The 20,052-nt window shown below is 36.2% G+C and carries 17 protein-coding genes and 1 riboswitch; all 17 genes read left to right on the forward strand.

Annotated elements, in window-relative coordinates; translation table 11 throughout:
- Nucleotides 1-6: 6 nt before the first annotated feature.
- The 17 genes from dapG (at nucleotide 7) to ACZ76X_RS13865 (ending at nucleotide 20,050) form a co-directional block, all read left to right on the forward strand.
- Nucleotides 7-1,239 (forward strand): aspartate kinase, encoded by a 1,233-nt coding sequence (gene dapG / locus ACZ76X_RS13785; protein WP_479850692.1) that lies wholly within the window; start codon nucleotides 7-9, stop codon nucleotides 1,237-1,239.
- An 11-nt stretch (nucleotides 1,240-1,250) separates the two neighbouring features.
- Nucleotides 1,251-2,129, forward strand: a complete 879-nt coding sequence (gene dapA / locus ACZ76X_RS13790; protein WP_048530473.1) for a 4-hydroxy-tetrahydrodipicolinate synthase — start codon at nucleotides 1,251-1,253, stop codon at nucleotides 2,127-2,129.
- 751 nt (nucleotides 2,130-2,880) lie between these two features.
- A complete protein-coding gene (locus tag ACZ76X_RS13795) occupies nucleotides 2,881-4,551 on the forward strand; it encodes a ribonuclease J (protein WP_000823085.1) in 1,671 nt (556 codons plus the stop codon).
- 103 nt (nucleotides 4,552-4,654) lie between these two features.
- A complete protein-coding gene (tepA, locus tag ACZ76X_RS13800; RefSeq protein ID WP_479850693.1) occupies nucleotides 4,655-5,404 on the forward strand; it encodes a translocation-enhancing protein TepA in 750 nt (249 codons plus the stop codon).
- Nucleotides 5,401-5,604 (forward strand): YlzJ-like family protein, encoded by a 204-nt coding sequence (locus tag ACZ76X_RS13805; RefSeq protein ID WP_000605026.1) that lies wholly within the window; start codon nucleotides 5,401-5,403, stop codon nucleotides 5,602-5,604. The genes tepA and ACZ76X_RS13805 overlap by 4 nt, the downstream gene beginning before the upstream one ends.
- Before the next feature lie 210 nt (nucleotides 5,605-5,814).
- On the forward strand, nucleotides 5,815-8,196 hold the full coding sequence (locus ACZ76X_RS13810; protein ID WP_342715431.1) for a DNA translocase FtsK: 2,382 nt from the start codon (nucleotides 5,815-5,817) through the stop codon (nucleotides 8,194-8,196).
- Nucleotides 8,197-8,400: 204 nt separating this feature from the next.
- Nucleotides 8,401-8,502, forward strand: a riboswitch (purine riboswitch).
- 233 nt (nucleotides 8,503-8,735) lie between these two features.
- Nucleotides 8,736-9,461, forward strand: coding sequence for a GntR family transcriptional regulator (locus ACZ76X_RS13815; RefSeq protein WP_000114176.1), 726 nt, complete (start codon nucleotides 8,736-8,738; stop codon nucleotides 9,459-9,461).
- A 90-nt stretch (nucleotides 9,462-9,551) separates the two neighbouring features.
- Nucleotides 9,552-10,628, forward strand: a complete 1,077-nt coding sequence (locus ACZ76X_RS13820; protein WP_479850694.1) for a BMP family lipoprotein — start codon at nucleotides 9,552-9,554, stop codon at nucleotides 10,626-10,628.
- A gap of 118 nt (nucleotides 10,629-10,746) precedes the next feature.
- Nucleotides 10,747-12,279, forward strand: a complete 1,533-nt coding sequence (locus tag ACZ76X_RS13825) for an ABC transporter ATP-binding protein (RefSeq protein WP_479850695.1) — start codon at nucleotides 10,747-10,749, stop codon at nucleotides 12,277-12,279.
- The gene (locus tag ACZ76X_RS13830; RefSeq protein ID WP_479850696.1) at nucleotides 12,272-13,330 is read left to right on the forward strand and encodes an ABC transporter permease; all 1,059 of its coding nucleotides are present in this window, start codon (nucleotides 12,272-12,274) and stop codon (nucleotides 13,328-13,330) included. The genes ACZ76X_RS13825 and ACZ76X_RS13830 overlap by 8 nt, the downstream gene beginning before the upstream one ends.
- Nucleotides 13,331-14,290 (forward strand): ABC transporter permease, encoded by a 960-nt coding sequence (locus tag ACZ76X_RS13835; RefSeq protein WP_000008857.1) that lies wholly within the window; start codon nucleotides 13,331-13,333, stop codon nucleotides 14,288-14,290.
- 199 nt (nucleotides 14,291-14,489) lie between these two features.
- Nucleotides 14,490-15,764, forward strand: coding sequence for an EF-P 5-aminopentanol modification-associated protein YfmF (yfmF, locus tag ACZ76X_RS13840; RefSeq protein ID WP_098670307.1), 1,275 nt, complete (start codon nucleotides 14,490-14,492; stop codon nucleotides 15,762-15,764).
- Nucleotides 15,765-17,051, forward strand: a complete 1,287-nt coding sequence (yfmH, locus tag ACZ76X_RS13845; protein ID WP_306188176.1) for an EF-P 5-aminopentanol modification-associated protein YfmH — start codon at nucleotides 15,765-15,767, stop codon at nucleotides 17,049-17,051.
- Nucleotides 17,052-17,154: 103 nt separating this feature from the next.
- A complete protein-coding gene (gene ymfI, locus ACZ76X_RS13850) occupies nucleotides 17,155-17,868 on the forward strand; it encodes an elongation factor P 5-aminopentanone reductase (RefSeq protein WP_098670305.1) in 714 nt (237 codons plus the stop codon).
- A 75-nt stretch (nucleotides 17,869-17,943) separates the two neighbouring features.
- Complete coding sequence (locus ACZ76X_RS13855; protein ID WP_000114454.1) at nucleotides 17,944-18,192, forward strand: DUF3243 domain-containing protein; 249 nt, start codon at nucleotides 17,944-17,946, stop codon at nucleotides 18,190-18,192.
- Between the two features lie 139 nt (nucleotides 18,193-18,331).
- Nucleotides 18,332-19,117 (forward strand): DUF3388 domain-containing protein, encoded by a 786-nt coding sequence (locus ACZ76X_RS13860; RefSeq protein ID WP_098670304.1) that lies wholly within the window; start codon nucleotides 18,332-18,334, stop codon nucleotides 19,115-19,117.
- Nucleotides 19,118-19,138: 21 nt separating this feature from the next.
- Entirely contained in the window at nucleotides 19,139-20,050 is a 912-nt protein-coding gene (locus ACZ76X_RS13865; RefSeq protein ID WP_479850697.1) for a helix-turn-helix domain-containing protein, read from the forward strand.
- Nucleotides 20,051-20,052 lie beyond the last annotated feature (2 nt).

The following is a 20,052-nucleotide window of genomic DNA, read 5'->3' on the forward strand; positions in this document are numbered from 1 at the left end:
CAAAATATGAAAATTATTGTTCAAAAATTTGGTGGCACATCTGTACGTGATGAAAATGGACGTAAGCATGCGCTTCATCATATAAAAAAATCGCTAGATGCGGGTTATAAAGTAGTTACTGTCGTATCTGCTATGGGTCGTAAAGGTGAACCGTATGCAACGGATACGTTGCTAAGTCTTGTAAATCAAGAGGAATCTCACATTTCTAATCGTGAGCAAGATTTGTTATTATCATGCGGAGAATTAATCTCAGCAATCGTTTTCTCTAACATGTTAAATGAGAACGGTATAAAAGCAGCGGCATTAAATGGTGCACAAGCTGGTTTTTTAACAAATGATGATTTTACAAATGCTAAGATTATTGAAATGAATTGCGATCGTATACATGAAGAGCTAGAAAATGTAGATGTAATCGTCGTTACAGGATTCCAAGGGCAAACGAAAAAAGGTGATACGACAACACTTGGACGCGGGGGTAGCGATACTTCAGCTTCAGCGTTAGGTGTTGCGCTTCATGCTGAATTTATTGATATCTTCACAGATGTAGAAGGTGTTATGACTGCGGATCCTCGCATTGTAAAAGATGCACGTCATCTTCAAACTGTAACGTATAACGAAATTTGTAACATGGCTTACCAAGGTGCAAAAGTCGTTCATCCACGTGCAGTTGAAATTGCGATGCATGCGAAAGTGCCACTTCGTGTACGTTCTACGTATTCTGATAGTGAAGGTACGCTTATTTCAGCATCTGACGGTGCGACAAAAGGTCGTGATGTAGAAGAACGTCCTGTTACAGGTATCGCACATGTATCAAATGTGACGCAAATTAAAGTGCTTGCAAAAGAAACAGCATATGATTTGCAGCAGCATGTGTTTAAAGAAATGGCGAATGAAGGAATCAGTGTCGATTTAATTAACATTTCACCTACTGGGGTAGCTTATACGGTAAGTGATAATGTTGCAAATCGTGCAGTTGAATTATTACAAAACCTTGGATACGAGCCAATTGTGACAGAACATTGTGCAAAAGTATCTATTGTAGGAGCTGGAATGGCAGGATACCCAGGGGTTACTGCGAAAATCGTTACAGCTTTAGCTGAAAAAGGTATTCAAATTCTGCAATCAGCAGATAGTCATACGACAATTTGGGTTCTTGTAAAAGAAACGGATTTAGTGGAGGCTGTAAATGCATTACATAGTGCGTTTGAGCTTTCAAAAGAAAAGCAACTGGAACAATAAGGAGTGAGACCATGATAGATTTTGGGACAATTGCAACCGCGATGGTAACTCCGTTTGATAAAAACGGAAATATCGATTTTGCAAAGACAACGAAATTGGTAAATTATTTAATAGATAACGGTACAACAGCAATCGTGGTAGGAGGAACGACAGGAGAATCTCCTACATTAACTTCAGAAGAAAAAGTAGCGTTATATCGCCATGTCGTATCTGTTGTCGATAAAAGGGTGCCCGTAATCGCTGGAACAGGTAGCAATAATACGCATGCTTCTATTGACTTAACTAAAAAGGCGACAGAAGCTGGTGTTGATGCAGTAATGCTAGTAGCACCGTATTATAACAAACCGAGTCAAGAAGGAATGTATCAGCACTTTAAAGCAATTGCTGAAAGCACGCCACTTCCGGTTATGCTATATAACGTTCCAGGACGATCTATTGTACAAATCTCCGTTGATACAGTTGTTCGTTTATCAGAAATAGAAAACATTGTTGCGATTAAAGATGCAGGCGGCGATGTGTTAACAATGACAGAAATCATTGAAAAAACAGCGGACGACTTTGCAGTATACAGCGGTGATGACGGTTTAACGTTACCAGCTATGGCAGTTGGAGCGAAAGGTATCGTTTCTGTAGCATCTCATGTTATCGGAAATGAAATGCAAGAAATGATTGCAGCATTCCAAGCAGGTGAATTTAAGAAGGCGCAAAAATTACATCAATTACTTGTAAGAGTAACGGATTCATTGTTTATGGCGCCAAGCCCAACACCAGTAAAAACAGCGTTACAAATGGTTGGATTAGATGTAGGTTCTGTACGTTTACCACTTCTTCCATTAACAGAAGAAGAAAGAGTAACGTTACAATCTGTTATGCAATCTATCCCTCGTTAATAAAAAATGACCTAGTGTAGAACTAGGTCATTTTTTTATAGGATGAAAGTCTTTTCTCACCTATATGTGTTCTTATTTAGATCATTAACTGTTTCTTCATTATGAATTGCAACATGTATAAGAAAATAATCGTCCTCTTGAAATGAAGCAAAAACGAAAGTGATTATAGAATAAACATTTGTACAAATGTAATAAACCACCGCTTCTATTTTTTTAGAAAAATCCCCTCAAATGTGACGTAATTCATAAAAAAACTCCATTTTGTAAGTATTTTTGTTCAATTCTAGGAAAATAAGTCTTGAAAACACATAGTATGAAATTAATTTAGTGTAATTATGGCTATTTCTTCAAAATAATATGGAGTATAAAATCGAAGCAAATATAAAGGAAATACGTTCAATACTTTTGTTATAATTCCGTTCTTTTACCTATTCTTTCGCACGATTTAACTTGTGTTCTATTTCTTGTATCAGGTATAATATGGCTAAGTAGCTTAGTACGGGTATGCTTAGCAAAATTGGTAAAAATTATAATTTGATTACATTTTCATATCATATCGAATAAGATATTTGATTTATATAATGAAAGAGAGGTGAAACCTGGTTTAAAAAATAAACAAGGACATGATATCGCATAACGGTAAGGACATTCGTCTTGGACGGTGAATATATGGTGGTTGTAGAGTTTCCCCTGGTGTCTCTACAATTTTAGTGAAATCAGTGTTTGAAAGATTTTTAAACCAGGCAACAACATGAAGAGAAAAGAGAATGAGTCTGTTAAAGTATTTGCTCTTGGTGGAGTAGGTGAAATCGGGAAAAATATGTACTGTGTTGAAATTGATTCTGAAATCTTTATTGTGGATGCAGGGTTAATGTTCCCAGGAGATGAGATGTTTGGAATTGATATCGTTATTCCTGATATTACATATTTAGTGGAAAACCAAGAGCGAGTTAAAGGTTTATTTATTACTCACGGTCATGAAGATCATATTGGTGGTATTGTTTACGTACTTCGTAAATTATCTATTCCAGTGTATGCAACGAAATTAACAGTAGGACTTATACAAGAAAAACTTGGCGAAGCGGGTATGTTAGGCCGTGTAGACTTAAAAACAATCGATTCAAATTCAACAGTAGAGTTTAATACTACAACGGTGTCATTCTTTGGAACGACACATAGTATTCCAGATTCTGTTGGTGTTTGTTTCCATACATCAAAAGGTGCGATCGTATATACAGGAGACTTTAAATTCGATCAAACCCCAATTGGAAATAGTGGGGCAGACCTTGGGAAAATGGCTCAAATCGGAAATGAAGGTGTATTATGTTTATTATCTGATAGTACAAATGCTGAGCGTCCAGGTTATACAGGTTCTGAAAAAGAAGTTGGTGTAGAAATTTCTAAAGTGTTCTACGGCGCAGAAGGACGTATTATCGTTGCTTCATTTGCATCGAATGTACATCGCATTCAACAAGTATTTGATGCAGCTGCAGAAACAGGACGAAAAGTAGCGGTTGTAGGACGTAGTATGGTGAAGGTAGTAGATATCGCAAGACGTCTTGGTTATTTAGATGTTCCAGAAGGTATGGTTATTTCACTACAAGAAGTAGACAATTTCCCAGAGAAAAAAGTAGCTATTTTAACGACAGGTAGTCAAGGTGAACCGATGGCGGCCCTTTCTAGAATGGCGAAGCAAGCTCATAAACAAATTTCAATTCGTAAAGGTGATACGGTTATTATCGCGGCATCTCCAATTCCAGGTAATGAAATATCTGTATCGAAAATTATTGATTTGTTATTTAGAGCGGGAGCTGAAGTTGTTTATTACGGTGAAAGAAAAGTTCACGTTTCAGGTCACGGTAGCCAAGAAGAATTAAAATTAATGTTAAATTTAATGAAACCGAAATATTTTGTACCCGTACATGGTGAGTTCCGTATGCAAAAAGCACATGCATACTTAGCTGAAGATGTAGGTATTGCAAGAGAAAATATCTTTATCGTAGAAAAAGGCGATGTAATTGGTTTTGGTGACGATGAAGCGAACTTAGTTGGCAAAGTGCAAGCTGGCAATGTGTTAATTGATGGATTAGGTGTAGGTGACGTTGGTAATATCGTTCTTCGAGATAGAAAAATGTTATCTCAAGATGGAATATTAGTAGTTGTTGTAACACTTGGTAAAGATGAAAAGAAAATTATTTCTGGTCCAGAAATCATTTCACGTGGATTTGTATATGTACGTGAATCAGAAGCGTTAATTGACCGCTCTACAGAGATTGTACGTATGATTGTTGAGCAATCAATTAAAGAATATTCAATTGAATGGTCTATGTTAAAACAAAATATTCGTGAATTATTAGGACAGTTCTTGTACGAAGAGACAAAGAGAAAACCTATGATTTTACCGATTATTATGGAAGTATAAAAAAGATCACCTTTACGGGTGATCTTTTTTCTTTTTAAACTCTATCGAATGAAATTTATAACTTAAGAAATAATAGTGATATACGAGTGAAAGGGGATGCGATATGACAGAACGTGATCGTTATACAAATGAAGAGAAAGAGGCTGAACCGAAAGAAACTGGAAAAGAAGCTTCAATAGTGGAAAAAATTCAACAGCTTGGACAAACGAATGTACCACAAATGAATGAATCACGTATTCATTGTTTAACAATTGTTGGACAGGTGGAAGGTCATGTTCAGTTGCCACCGCAAAATAAAACAACGAAATATGAGCATATTATTCCGCAAATTGTTGCGATTGAACAAAATCCGAAAATTGAAGGCTTGCTTTTAGTGTTAAATACAGTTGGAGGTGACGTTGAAGCTGGGCTAGCAATTTCTGAGATGGTCGCTTCACTTTCAAAACCAACAGTATCTTTAGTTTTAGGTGGAGGGCATTCTATTGGTGTACCAATTGCCGTTTCTACGGACTATTCATTTATTGCGGAAACTGCGACGATGACAATTCATCCGATTCGTCTAACAGGTCTTGTTATAGGTGTGCCGCAAACATTTGAGTATTTAGATAAAATGCAAGAAAGAGTCATTCGATTTGTGACGAAGCATTCGAAAGTAACGGAAGATCGTTTTAAAGAGCTTATGTTTGCGAAAGGGAATTTAACGCGAGATATTGGTACGAATGTAATTGGTGGAGATGCAGTGAAGTATGGCCTTATAGATGATGTTGGTGGTATCGGAAATGCGATTCGAAAATTAAACGAATTAATAGATGGTCGCACGGATGATAGTGCAGAAGGGAAAATGTTACAATGATTTTATATACAATTATGCCAGAGCAACTCGTGTATCCAGCCGATTATTCGCAATGTGAAAGTCAAAAAGTCGTAAATATAAATGGTGTTGAATTAATGGTTTCAGAAGAAGAACATGGGTATTATTCGATTGTGCGTGTACTAAGTACGGATCCGTTTCACTACTTAGAGTTTGAGCCTGGACAGAAAATAACCTTTTAGCAAAAAGAAGGATTTTGTTTAGAAGCTATGGTATAATATAAAAAACAAGACGGTTGAGCAGCCATGAGAGGGCTGCTTTCTTCTGTTTATTTAACATTTTACAAGAAGTGTAAAAATAGAAGATATAGAGACCTGAAAAAATAGAGAAAACAGACATATAAGTAGAGTTTTTAGGAGGCTTTACATATATGTAGAACACGAGGTGAAGAAATGGCAAAACAAAAGCAAAGAGGGACGAAGGCAAAGGCAAGACGTACGATAAAGCCAACTTTGTATTATGAAATCGTCGGTTTAACTCTTTTTGCACTTTCAATCATTACGATTTTACAGCTAGGTGTTGTAGGAAAATCGTTTGTGTTATTTTTTCGCTTCTTCTTTGGTGAGTGGTACATAATTGGTGTGTTAGGTGTAATAGCTTTATCAGTTTCATTCGTTATAAAACGTGGATGGCCGAACCTTTTAAATAAACGGCTAATCGGTTTTTATTTAATAGTATTGGCGATATTAATGTTTAGTCATATTACATTATTTAACCTTCTTACGAAAGATGGAGCAGTGCAAAATACTTCTGTTATTGTGAGTACAAAAGATAATTTCTTTCTTGAAATGAAAAAAGGACCAGATAGTGTTCATTTAGGTGGTGGCATGTTTGGTGCGCTTATGTTCGCGACTTGTTACTTCTTATTTGACGAAGTAGGAGCTTATATTATTGGTATTATTTTAGTTATTCTCGGTATACTATGTATAACAAATAAGCATATTGGAGAAGTATTAGCTCCAGTTGGTAGAATCCTTAGAAGTCAATTTCAAGTGATGCAAGGGGACTATAAAGACTGGAGAGCGAAAAGAACGGCTGAACAAACAGAAAAGAAAAAAACAACGAGAAGCACAAGGAGTAAACGTGCTGCAGAACAAGAAGAAATTGTTGAGCCGATGGAAGAAATCTCAATTGATCCTCCGATTATTTCAAATTTCACTGAAAATTATCCGGTAAATGAAGAAGAGGATAAACGAATTGAAGTAGAGGAAGAAGAGTTAATCACTTCACCATTTGTCGAAGAAGCTCCGCCAATTGAAGAGCCGAAGAAAAAGCGTGGAGAAAAAATCGTTGAATCGCTAGAGGGAGAAACACAAGCTCCTCCTATGCAATTTTCAAATGTAGAAAATAAAGATTATAAGCTACCTGCACTTGATATATTGAAATTTCCAAAGAATAAGCAAGTTACAAATGAAAACGCGGAAATTTATGAGAATGCTCGTAAATTAGAACGTACTTTCCAAAGCTTTGGAGTGAAAGCGAAAGTAACAAAAGTACATAGAGGTCCTGCAGTTACAAAATATGAAGTGTATCCTGATATGGGAGTAAAGGTAAGTAAAATCGTCGGTTTAAGTGATGATTTAGCGCTTGCTTTAGCTGCGAAAGACATTCGTATTGAAGCACCTATTCCCGGGAAATCAGCTGTAGGAATTGAAGTTCCGAACTCAGAAGTCTCTATGGTAACGCTTAGAGAAGTTCTTGATTCTAAAGCTAATAATCATCCAGAAGAGAAGTTGTTAATTGGTCTTGGACGAGATATTACAGGTGAAGCTGTATTAGCCCGCTTAAATAAAATGCCTCATTTACTAGTGGCCGGTGCGACAGGTAGCGGGAAAAGTGTATGTATTAACGGTATTATCGTTAGTATTTTAATGCGTGCAAAACCACATGAAGTAAAATTAATGATGATTGATCCGAAAATGGTAGAGTTAAATGTATATAACGGTGTGCCTCATTTATTAACACCAGTTGTAACGGATCCGAAAAAGGCATCACAAGCATTGAAAAAAGTTGTGAGTGAAATGGAGCGCCGTTATGAGTTATTTGCTCATAGTGGTACGCGAAATATTGAAGGATATAATGACTATATAAAAGAGCATAATAATCAATCAGAAGCGAAACAACCGGAATTACCTTATATTGTCGTAATTGTGGACGAGTTAGCAGATTTAATGATGGTTGCTTCATCGGATGTAGAGGATGCGATTATGCGTCTAGCGCAAATGGCTCGTGCGGCTGGTATTCATTTAATTATCGCAACGCAGCGTCCATCAGTTGATGTTATTACGGGAGTTATTAAAGCGAATATTCCATCGCGTATTGCATTCGCTGTATCTTCTCAAACAGATTCTCGTACAATTCTTGACGGTGGTGGTGCAGAGAAACTACTAGGTCGTGGAGATATGCTGTTTATACCAATTGGTGCATCAAAGCCTGTACGTGTACAAGGTGCGTTTTTATCAGATGATGAAGTTGAGAGAGTTGTAGAATATGTTATTGGTCAGCAAAAAGCGCAATATCAAGAAGATATGATTCCGCAAGATGTTCCTGATACGAAGCAAGAAGTAGAAGATGAATTATATGATGAAGCAGTTCAGCTCGTAGTGGAAATGCAAACAGCATCTGTTTCTATGTTGCAACGTAGGTTTAGAGTTGGTTATACGCGAGCTGCCCGTTTAATTGATGCAATGGAAATGAATGGTGTAGTAGGTCCGTATGAAGGTAGTAAACCACGAGAAGTGCTCATTAATGATGTACAAGAAAAAAGTTCATAAAAAAAAGCCTAATTGTTTTTACAATTAGGCTTTTTTATATGCTGGTTTTGTTATATACTATATTCACCGGAAAAGAAAGGGCTTACATTTAAAGTGGTTCTTTAGAATACGAATACTTTGGTATAGTTTTTTATAAATGTTCGATATTCAATGTAGAAAAATGTTAAATTTTGTTGACACGTATGGGAGCAAGTGGTAAGATTACTTCGAAAAGAATCACTGCCTCATATAATCTTGGAGATAAGGTCCATAAGTTTCTACCCGGCAACCATGAATTGCTGGACTATGAGGGGAAAAGTGTGTAACAAAGGATGTAAGAGATCTTTGTGCCGAACTTTTTCTCGAAATGAGGAATGTTTATGGTGCAAAGTTTTTTTTATGCAGTAAAGAGTGAAAATTTCATCTTAAAAAATTATTAATATTTATTCGACAATTGCGCTTATTTTTAGTGTTTAGTAATTTTTGCTATGTTGTAAGTTGAAAAAAGAGAAAAGAAGTCTTACATCAGAGGTCGAATAATTGAAATGCGGGGGAGTCTTATGTCAGTAAAATCCGATAGTCGTCACCTATATTTACGGGTGATTGATCACATCAAAGAAAAAATTAAAGATGGAGCTTACAAAGAAAGACAAAAGTTACCATCAGAGTTTGATTTAGCGAAAGAACTTGGCGTAAGTAGAGCGACTTTAAGGGAAGCGCTACGTATTTTAGAAGAAGAAAATGTTGTCATTCGTAGACATGGTGTAGGGACGTTTGTAAATGCTAAGCCGTTATTCTCTTCTGGAATTGAACAACTTTCTAGTATTACAGATATGATTTCTAGTGTGGGGAAAACACCAGGAACTATCTTTCTATCATCATCTACAACAAGTCTAACAGAAGAAGAAAAAGAGAAGTTTAATAGTGAAGATGGTTTTAATGCAGTGATGATCGAGCGTGTGCGTACAGCAGATGGGGAACCTGTTGTATATTGTATCGATAAACTTGCAAAAGAAATCTTGCCGGATTTATCGGGATACAATGAAGAATCGTTACTAACGGTGATACATAATAACACGCATAAGCGCATAACATATGCGGTTGCTCATATTGAGCCAATTGGCTATCATCCGAAAATCTCACCGATTTTAGAATGTGAACCAGAAACGGCACTGCTAGTATTAAAACAAATGCACTATGATCAAAATGATGAGCCAATCTTATATTCTATCAATTATTTTAGAGCTGATAAGTTTAGCTTCCACGTACTAAGAAAACGTATGTAGGTGAGTTCCTTTTTAGGGAGGTGACAGCAAGAAGTTAGGGACAGCAGCGTGTAAAAAAATAGACAATTCATTTCAGGAGGGGTTTCTAGTATGAAGAAAAAAACAGGTCTTTTATTATCATTAACATTAGCAGCGAGTGCGGTTTTAGGTGCATGTGGTAACTCGGATAAGGCGAGTAGCGACAAAAAAGAAGGTAAAGACTTCAAGGTTGGTATGGTAACGGATGTTGGGGGCGTAGATGACAAATCATTCAACCAATCTTCTTGGGAAGGTTTGAAAAAGTTTGGTAAAGATAATGGATTAAAGGAAAAGACAAATTATCGTTACCTACAGTCTGAAAAAGAAGCAGATTATATTCCAAACTTAAAGAAATTTTCAAAAGATAAGTATGATTTATCTTTCGGAATCGGTTATAAATTAGAAGGTGCAATGAAAGAAGTTGCAAAAGAATCTCCAAAACAACAATTCGCAATCGTTGATACGGTTGTAGATGCACCGAACGTAACAAGTATTACGTTTAAAGATCATGAAGGATCATTCCTTGTAGGCGCGGTAGCAGCTATGTCAACAAAATCGAATAAAGTAGGATTTGTTGGCGGAATGAAGAGTGATTTAATTAGTAAATTCGAAAATGGATTTAAAGCTGGTGCAAAGGCAGTAAATCCAAACATTGAAATCGTATCTGAATATGCAGAAGCATTTGATAAACCTGAAAAAGGTACAGTTCTTGCATCAGCAATGTATGGTCAAGGTGTAGATGTAATTTATCATGCTGCTGGTGGTACAGGTAACGGCGTGTTCACTGAAGCGAAAAACCGTAAGAAAAAAGGTGAGAATGTTTGGGTAATCGGTGTTGACCGTGACCAAAACCAAGAAGGCATGCCTGAAAACGTAACATTAACTTCAATGGTAAAACGTGTAGATATCGCTGTTGAAAAAGTAGCACAAGAAGCGAAAGATGGTAAATTAAAAGGCGGTAAAGTAGAAGCGTTTGGATTAAAAGATGACGGTGTTGGTATTGCAAAAACAACTGATAACGTGAAAAAAGTTAACCCTGAAATTTTAACAAAAGTAGAAGAGTTTGAAAAGAAAATTACAGATGGTGAAATTAAAGTACCTGCTACAGATAAAGAGTATAAAGAATATGAAGCTTCTCTAAAAAAATAAATAGAGAAATAGCAAAGGTTAGTTCATAGAACTAACCTTTGTATGTATAAAACTTCCGAATTGCTTAATAAGTTAATAGTGTAATAGGGAAATGTTCCCTGTTAAAAGGAGGAACACAATGGAATACGTAATTGAGATGAACAACATTACGAAAGTATTCCCAGGCATTGTAGCGAATGATAATATTACGCTGCAAGTAAAGCAGGGAGAAATACATGCTTTACTTGGAGAAAATGGTGCAGGGAAATCCACATTGATGAATGTACTATTTGGTTTGTACCAACCAGAACAAGGTGAAATTAAAATTAAAGGAAAGCCTGTAAGCATTACCAATCCAAATGTGGCAAATGACCTTGGTATTGGAATGGTTCATCAGCACTTTATGCTTGTTCATAATTTTACAGTTACAGAGAATATTATTCTCGGAAATGAACCGAAGAAAAAAGGGAAAATCGCTGTTGAGGAAGCTGCTAAAGAAATTCAAAAACTGTCTGAACAATACGGATTAGCTGTAGATCCATATGCGAAAATACAGGATATTTCAGTTGGTATGCAACAGCGTGTTGAGATTTTAAAAACACTTTACCGTGGGGCGGAAATTTTAATATTTGATGAACCAACAGCTGTGTTAACACCGCAAGAAATTCATGAGCTCATTCAAATTATGAAAAAGCTTGTGCGAGAAGGAAAATCGATTGTTCTTATTACACATAAGTTGAAAGAAATTATGGAAGTTTGCGATCGTTGTACAATTATTCGTAAAGGAAAAGGGATTGGAACGGTTGACGTTGCAAATACGGATGAAAATAAACTTGCAGAATTAATGGTCGGACGTCAAGTGAATTTTAAAACAGAAAAAATAGACGCGAAGCCAAAAGAAGAGGTACTTTCAATTGCGAACCTTGTTGTGCACGATGCACGTCAACTACCTGCTGTAAAAGGCCTTGACTTAACTGTTCGTGCGGGGGAAATTGTTGGAATTGCAGGGATTGATGGAAACGGACAAAGTGAATTAATAGAAGCAATTACTGGTTTACGAAAAGTTGAGTCAGGTTCTATTGCAATTAAAGGAAAAGAAATAACAAATTGGCCTGTTAGAAAGATAACAGAAGAAGGAATTGGTCATATTCCAGAAGACCGTCATAAACACGGCCTTGTTCTTGATTTTTCTGTTAAAGATAATATCGTTCTGCAAACTTACTATAAAAATCCATTTTCAAAGAAAGGGATTTTAAATTTCAGTAAAATTACAGAAAAAGCAAAGGCACTTATTGAACAGTTTGATGTACGTACACCTAGTGAGCAAACGTTAGCGCGCGCTTTATCTGGGGGGAATCAACAAAAAGCAATTATTGCACGTGAAGTAGACCGTGATCCAGATTTATTAATCGCGGCACAGCCAACACGTGGTTTAGATGTAGGAGCAATTGAATTTATTCATAAGAGATTAATAGAGCAAAGGGATAAAGGAAAAGGTGTATTACTTTTATCACTAGAGTTAGATGAAATCTTAAATGTTAGTGATCGAATTGCTGTTATTTATGAAGGGAAAATTGTAGCAATTGTTGACGCGAAAGAAACGAATGAACAACAGCTTGGATTGTTAATGGCTGGAGGAACAAAGAAGGAGCAGGTGGGTACAAATGGCTAAAAAACTTTTAACAGAACGAACGATAAATATTTTAGTCCCAGTACTATCCGTTATTTTCGGCTTACTTGTCGGAGCAATTGTAATGCTAGTTAGTGGTTATGATCCAATTGTTGGTTATAGTGCACTTTGGACAGGAATGTTCGGTAGCGCAAGTGCGATTGGTGAAACGCTTCGTACAATGATACCGCTTATTCTTGCCGGCTTATCAGTCGCATTTGCATTTCGTACAGGTCTATTTAATATCGGGGTAGAGGGTCAATTACTAGTTGGCTGGCTTGCAGCAGTTTGGTTTGGTTATGCAGTCTCACTACCAGCTTTCATTCATATTCCATTATCTATTTTATTTGCAGCATTGGTAGGTGGAATTTGGGGTTTCATCCCTGGATATTTAAAGGGGAAATTTCAAGTTAATGAAGTTATTGTAACAATTATGATGAACTATATTGCGTTATACGTAACATATGACATTATTAAGCGTTTCTTACATGAGGGTAATGATAAAACTTATGACATTAAAGAGAGTGCGTCATTATCTTCAGACTGGCTTGCTACCATTACTGACGGTTCACGCCTTCACTGGGGAATTATTGTAGCAATTTTAATCGCTATTTTAATGTGGTTCTTATTAGATCGAACAACTTTAGGTTATGAATTAAAGTCGGTAGGATTTAATCAACATGCTTCCCAATACGCAGGTATGAAAGTTTCTCGCAATGTAGTATTCTCTATGACAATTGCTGGTGCATTTGCGGGGATTGGTGGAGCGATGGAAGGGCTAGGGACATTCCAAAGTATGACAGCGATGTCTTCGTTTACTGGAGTAGGATTTGACGGGATTGCCGTAGCCTTACTTGGAGGGAACAATCCGTTTGGTATTATCCTTTCAGCTTTATTATTTGGTGGTTTGAAAAGTGCTTCCCCTCAAATGAACTTTGAGGCAGATGTACCATCAGAGCTTATTAATGTAATTATTGCATGTATCATCTTCTTTGTTGCATGTAGTTATGTGTTAAGATGGGCGCTTACACGCATGAGCAAGGAGGGGAAATAAATGAGCTTTTTAGATATATTAGCCATTCTTGTGACGGGTACGTTATATACATCGGCACCTATAATTTTTACAGCACTAGGTGGTGTATTTAGTGAACGATCGGGTGTTGTAAATATCGGATTAGAAGGACTAATGCTATTTGGTGCATTTATTGGAGTTGTTACAAACTTATTAATGGGTGATACTTGGGGAACGATGACTCCGTGGATTGCGTTATTATTTGCGGCAATTGGTAGTGGTTTATTTGCATTACTTCATGCGGTAGCATCTATTACATTCCGAGCGGATCAAGTTGTAAGTGGTGTAGCGATTAACTTCTTATCTCTTGGATTAACGGTATTTGCAATTAAGAAGATTTTTGATAAAGGACAGACTGACTTTATTCAGTACCGTATTGAAAAGATTGACATTCCAGGCCTTTCGGATATTCCGGTTTTAGGGAAAATATTCTTCTCTAACGTACCAATAACGTCGTATATTGCAATTATTTTAGCATTCGTTGTTTGGTATGTTATTTATAAAACACCGTTCGGTCTTCGTCTTCGTGCGGTTGGTGAGCATCCAATGGCAGCGGATACGATGGGGATTAACGTATATAAAATGCGCTATATTGGCGTTTGTATATCAGGGGTGTTTGCTGGAATTGGTGGAGCAATTTTTGCAATGTCAATTTCTAATAACTTCTCAGGGGCAACTATTACTGGACAAGGTTTCTTAGCATTAGCTGCTATGATCTTTGGGAAGTGGAATCCACTAGGTGCATTAGGTGCAGCGCTATTCTTCGGTTTTGCACAATCGTTAAGTGTAACAGGTGGAACAATTCCTGTATTAGATCAAATTCCGAGTGTTTTATTAACGATATTACCGTATGTATTCACAATATTAGCGCTTGTTGGTTTTGTAGGTCGTTCTGAAGCTCCGAAAGCATTAGGAACTCCTTATGAAAAAGGAAAACGATAAGTATAAAAAAAGCTCGCACATTAGTGCGGGCTTTTTTACATAGACTATATTTAATACGGAATTTTACTATGTTCCTTACATATTCAAGTTTTTAGAAAGAGCCTAATGTAAGTATAGTAAGGAAGAAAAGTTGATTTTTTATTTCTAAAAACTGTATATTGAAGAGGAATATTCCTACATACGTAAAGGAGGGCTATAAATGAAACTAATGGAACAACAGTTACATGAGTTAGGTGGTTTGCGAGTACATATTATTCCAACTGATAAATATAAAACAAATACTTTTGTATTTCGTTTTAAGGCACCTTTAAATGAGGAGACGGTGACAGAGCGTGCCCTATTGCCATACGTATTGCAAAGTGCGACAGAAAAGCTTCCTTCTGTAATTCGTCTTCGTCAATATTTAGAAGAATTATATGGATCTTCTTTAGCGGTAGATGTAAGTAAAAAAGGAGAAGACCATATTATCTCTATTTATGTAGATATTGCAAATGAAGTTTATTTACATGATGCACCACCGCTGTTTGAAAAAGCACTTTCTATGTTATCGGATATCGTTTTGCACCCAGCAACAGAGGGGAATGGTTTTCTACCTTCTATCGTAGAAAGTGAAAAGAGAGCGCTCTTGCAACGAATTGAAGCTACGTACGATGATAAAATGCGCTATGCAAACGAGCGTTTAATTGAAGAAATGTGTAAAGTAGAACCGTATCGTTTAAGTGCAAATGGGAAAAAAGAGAGTGTTTCTTCTATTACAAATGAAAGTTTGTATCAATATTATCAAAAAGTGTTAGCAGAGGATGAAATGGATCTATACATTATTGGTGATATTTCAGAAAACGCAGTAGATCTTGTAAGTAAGTATTTTTCTATTTCAGCGCGTCCTGCGAGAGAAAGAAATGTACTTCTTCATAAGAGAAATAATGAAGAAAAAGAAGTAGTTGAACAACAAGAATTAAAACAAAGTAAATTACACATCGGTTATCGTACGTTTATTACGTATAAAGATGAAGATTATTTTGCACTGCAATTGTTCAATGGATTATTTGGAGGGTTTTCTCATTCGAAGTTATTCGTTAACGTTCGTGAAAAAAATAGTTTAGCGTACTATGCAGCATCTCGCTTTGAAAGTCATAAAGGCTTATTGTTTGTCATGTCAGGGATCGAAGCGAAAAATTATGAAAAAGCTGTTGAGATTATTAAAGAACAAATGCTAGCGATGCAAAATGGTGATTTTTCTGAAGAAGAGATGCATCAAACGAAAAGTGTTATTCAAAATCAAATATTAGAGGCGATTGATACACCACGCGGATTTGTGGAAATGCTGTATCATGGTATTATTTCAGATCGTACGCGTCCGGTTGAAGAATGGCTTACAGGTATTGAAAGTGTGACAAAAGAAGAGATTGTGAAAGTTGCTAAAAATATTGAACTAGATACAATTTACTTTTTACAAGGAACGGAGGGAGAATAAATGGAGAAAATTGTTTATGAGCAATTAAAAGAGACGCTCTATTATGAAAAACTTCCTAATGGATTAGATGTATATATTTTACCGAAGCAAGGATTTAATAAAACATTTGCAACGTTTACGACAAAATATGGTTCTATGGATAATACATTCGTACCACTAGGCAAAGAAGAAATGATTCGTGTGCCTGATGGAATTGCTCATTTTCTTGAGCATAAATTATTTGAAAAGGAAGATCACGATGCCTTCCAATTGTTTAGTAAACAAGGAGCATCGGCAAATGCTTTCACATCGTTCACAAGAACAGCTTACCTTTTTTCATGTACATCAAATGTAGAACAAAATTTAAATACATTGTTAAACTTCGTACAAGAGCCTTACTTCTCTGAAAAAACAGTTGAAAAAGAGAAGGGGATTATCGGGCAAGAAATTCAAATGTATCAAGATAATCCGGATTGGCGCTTATACTTTGGGTTAATTGATAGCTTGTTTGTAAAGCACCCAATTAAAATTGATATTGCAGGGACAATTGAGTCGATTAGTAAAATTACGAAAGACTTATTATATGAATGTTATGAAACGTTTTATCATCCGAGCAATATGTTACTATTTGTTGTGGGTGCAATCGATCCAGAGGAAACAATGGATTTAGTACGTGAAAATCAAGCGAAAAAAGATTATAAAAATCAGTCGGAAATTGTACGTTCATTTGAAGAAGAACCAGATGAGGTAAATGAAAAGAAGAAGATTATTTCAATGCCTGTACAAACACCGAAATGTTTAGTTGGTATTAAAGCGACAAACTTAAAAGAAAAAGGGAAAGCCCTTTTAAAACAAGAAATTGCGCTTACGTTACTTTTAGATTATTTATTTGGGAAGAGCTCCGTTCATTACGAATCTTTATATAATGAAGGACTTATTGATGATTCGTTCTCGTATGATTATACGGAAGAGAATAACTTCGGTTTTGCAATGGTAGGCGGCGATACGAAGCAACCTGATGAGCTGGAAGAGCGTTTGAAAGGGATTTTATTAAATACAAATTATGATCAATTAGATGAGGCGGCATTAGAACGAGTAAAGAAAAAGAAAATAGGTGGCTTTTTACGCTCCTTGAATTCACCTGAATATATTGCAAATCAATTTACACGATATGCGTTTAATGAATCTAGTCTGTTTGATGCATTGACTGTATTAGAAAGTCTAACGGTTCAAGATTTACAAGAAGTAGCCAAATTATTATTATCAGAAGAGAAAATGAGTGTTTGTCAAGTTTTACCGAAAAAATAAAAGGTTTCACAATAATACCTTCATCTTATCATTGATAAATTGTAAGATGAGGGTATTATTTATTTGTAGGAGAAAGATTTTATTGAGATAAGAGAGGAATTGTATGAAAAAGTATGCATTAGTAACTGGGGGAAGCGGAGGAATTGGCTCTGCTATTTCAAAACAATTAATTCAAGATGGATATACAGTATATATTCATTATAATAACAGTGTAGAAAAAGTGAATGAGTTGCAGAAAGAATGGGATGAAGTGATTCCTGTTCAAGCCAATTTAGCTTCTGCTGATGGAGCAGAGCAATTGTGGGACCAAATTGAACATCCTCTTGATGTTATCGTATATGCGGCTGGGAAGAGTATATTTGGACTCGTAACAGATGTAACGAACGATGAATTGAATTACATGGTAGAACTTCAAGTTAAGAGTATATATAAAGTATTATCAATGGCACTGCCTTCAATGATTCAGCGGAGAAGCGGTAATATTGTACTTGTTTCGTCTATATGGGGACAAATTGGTGCATCATGTGAAGTGCTGTACTCGATGGTAAAAGGTGCGCAAAATTCATATGTGAAAGCTTTAGCGAAAGAAGTTTCATTAAGTGGAATAAGAGTGAACGCGGTGGCGCCAGGTGCAATTGAAACGGAAATGTTAAATGTATTTTCAGAAGAGGATAAGAATGAAATTGCTGAAGAGATTCCGTTAGGTAGACTGGGATTGCCAGAAGAAGTAGCAAAAACAGTGTCATTTCTCGTATCACCAGGAGCATCTTATATAACGGGACAAATTATCGGAGTGAACGGCGGTTGGCATTGCTAAAAATTTCTTACATAAAAAATGAAAAACTGTACAAATTAAGCATGATTCTATTACTAAGTAGTGAGGTGCTTACACATGTCAGTTTTAGATAATTTTGATCAATGGAAGAGCTTTTTAGGAGAACGTTTAGAACAGGCGCAAGGAAAAGGTCTTGATGGTGGTGCTGTATCAGATATGGCATTTCGTGTTGGTGACTATTTAGCAAATGAAGTAGAAGCACGCAACGATCAAGAGAAACTATTGGCTGAGCTTTGGAAAGTTGCTGATGAACAAGAGCAACATACAATCGCAAACTTAATGGTAAAGTTTGTACAGCATAAGTAAAAAATAGAGAGGAGATTCTCCTCTCTATTTTTTTTGTATAATAATAACGCAGGATAGATTATACATTTAGCTTCCCTATTAAGGTGAAATCATATAATATAGTACGTAGGTGTAAAGTAAGCAAGGGGAGTGATCTTGGATGATTGAATGGTATTTTGAATATGAAATACATAAAAACCGACCTGGCTTGCTTGGTGACGTTTCTTCGTTAATCGGTATGCTCGGCATTAATATTGTCACAATTAATGGTGTAGATAATGAACGACGTGGATTACTCCTTATGTGTGATAATCAAGAGCAAATCTCTAGACTTGAATCAATTTTAAATACGATGGATAATATAACGGTAACGAAATATCGTCCGCCAAAGCTAAGAGACAAGCTAGCGGTTAGACATGGTAGGTACATACAACGAGATGCAGATGATAAGAAGACATTTCGGTTTGTGCGTGATGAATTAGGGTTACTTGTAGACTTTATGGCTGAAATAATGAAAAAAGAAGGTCATAAACTAATCGGAATACGAGGAATGCCTCGTGTGGGAAAAACAGAATCCATTGTTGCCGCAAGTGTTTGCGCAAATAAAAGATGGTTATTTGTATCATCTACTCTTATTAAGCAAACGGTTCGTAGTCAATTAATTGAAGACGAGTATAGCGACGACAATATTTTCATCTTAGATGGAATCGTGTCAACAAAGCGTGCTAACGAAAGGCATTGGCAGCTTGTTCGTGAAATTATGAGATTGCCTGCAACGAAAGTTGTGGAACATCCTGATGTATTTGTGAGTCAGTCAGAATACACATTGGATGATTTTGATTATATTATCGAGTTGCGTAACGATTATGATGAAGAAATTCAATATAATTTAGTAGATGAAATTGAGCAAGGTACGCAAAATAATTTCTCTATGTTTGACTTTTAAAGAAATATTGAGGTGTTAGTAGTGACAGAATTAGGACAAAAGCTGAAAGAAGCAAGAGGAACGAAAGGCTTGTCTATTGATCAGCTGCATGAGATTACAAAAATTCAAAAACGCCATTTAGTAGCGATTGAAGAAGGCAATTATGATGTATTGCCAGGAGCTTTTTATGCGCGTGCATTCATTAAACAATACGCAGATGCGGTTGGATTAAATGGAGAGGAACTGCTTGTAGAATATCAGAGTACGATACCACAATCTGAAAAACGTGACGTTCCACCAGTATCAACAGGACAAAAAACGCAAGAAACAATGCAAAAATCTTCATCATGGCCAATTGCAGATCACATGCCGAAAATTTTAGTTGCGCTGTTAGTAATCGCAATTGGAGTGGTAATTTGGTTTGTTTTCCAAGCGTTAACTGGAAAAGATGATGAGAAAGTTCCGAATACTCAAAGTGAGAAAATTGAAGTTAAAAAAGCGGAAAACTCTCCGTTAGATGCGAAGAAAGATGAAGTGAAAGCGGAAGAGCCGAAAAAAGAAGAACCGAAAAAAGAAGAGCCAAAGAAAGAAGAGCAACCAGCGCAACCAACGGGACAAGAAGAAGTGAAAGTAGTTGGGACAACTGGTAAAGTATCTACTTTGGAAATTCATAATAATAAAACATTAGAACTGGAAATATCGGGTAAAGGTACGAGTTATGTAGATGTTAAAGATGATGCGGGGAATGAGATTCTAAACACTACATTACAAGAGGGTCAAATAGAAAAACATAATGTATCAACATTAAAAGAAGTACGACTTAATATTGGAAATGCAACGAATGTTGAAGTTAAACTGAATGGCCAAGTGGTTGCTTATCCATTGGATCCAGAAAAAGAACTTCACCAAAGATTGGTGATAAAAAACCAAGGGGTAGAGCAACCTGCACAATAACA

It is taken from the genome of Bacillus sp. BC05(2025), from assembly GCF_056725905.1.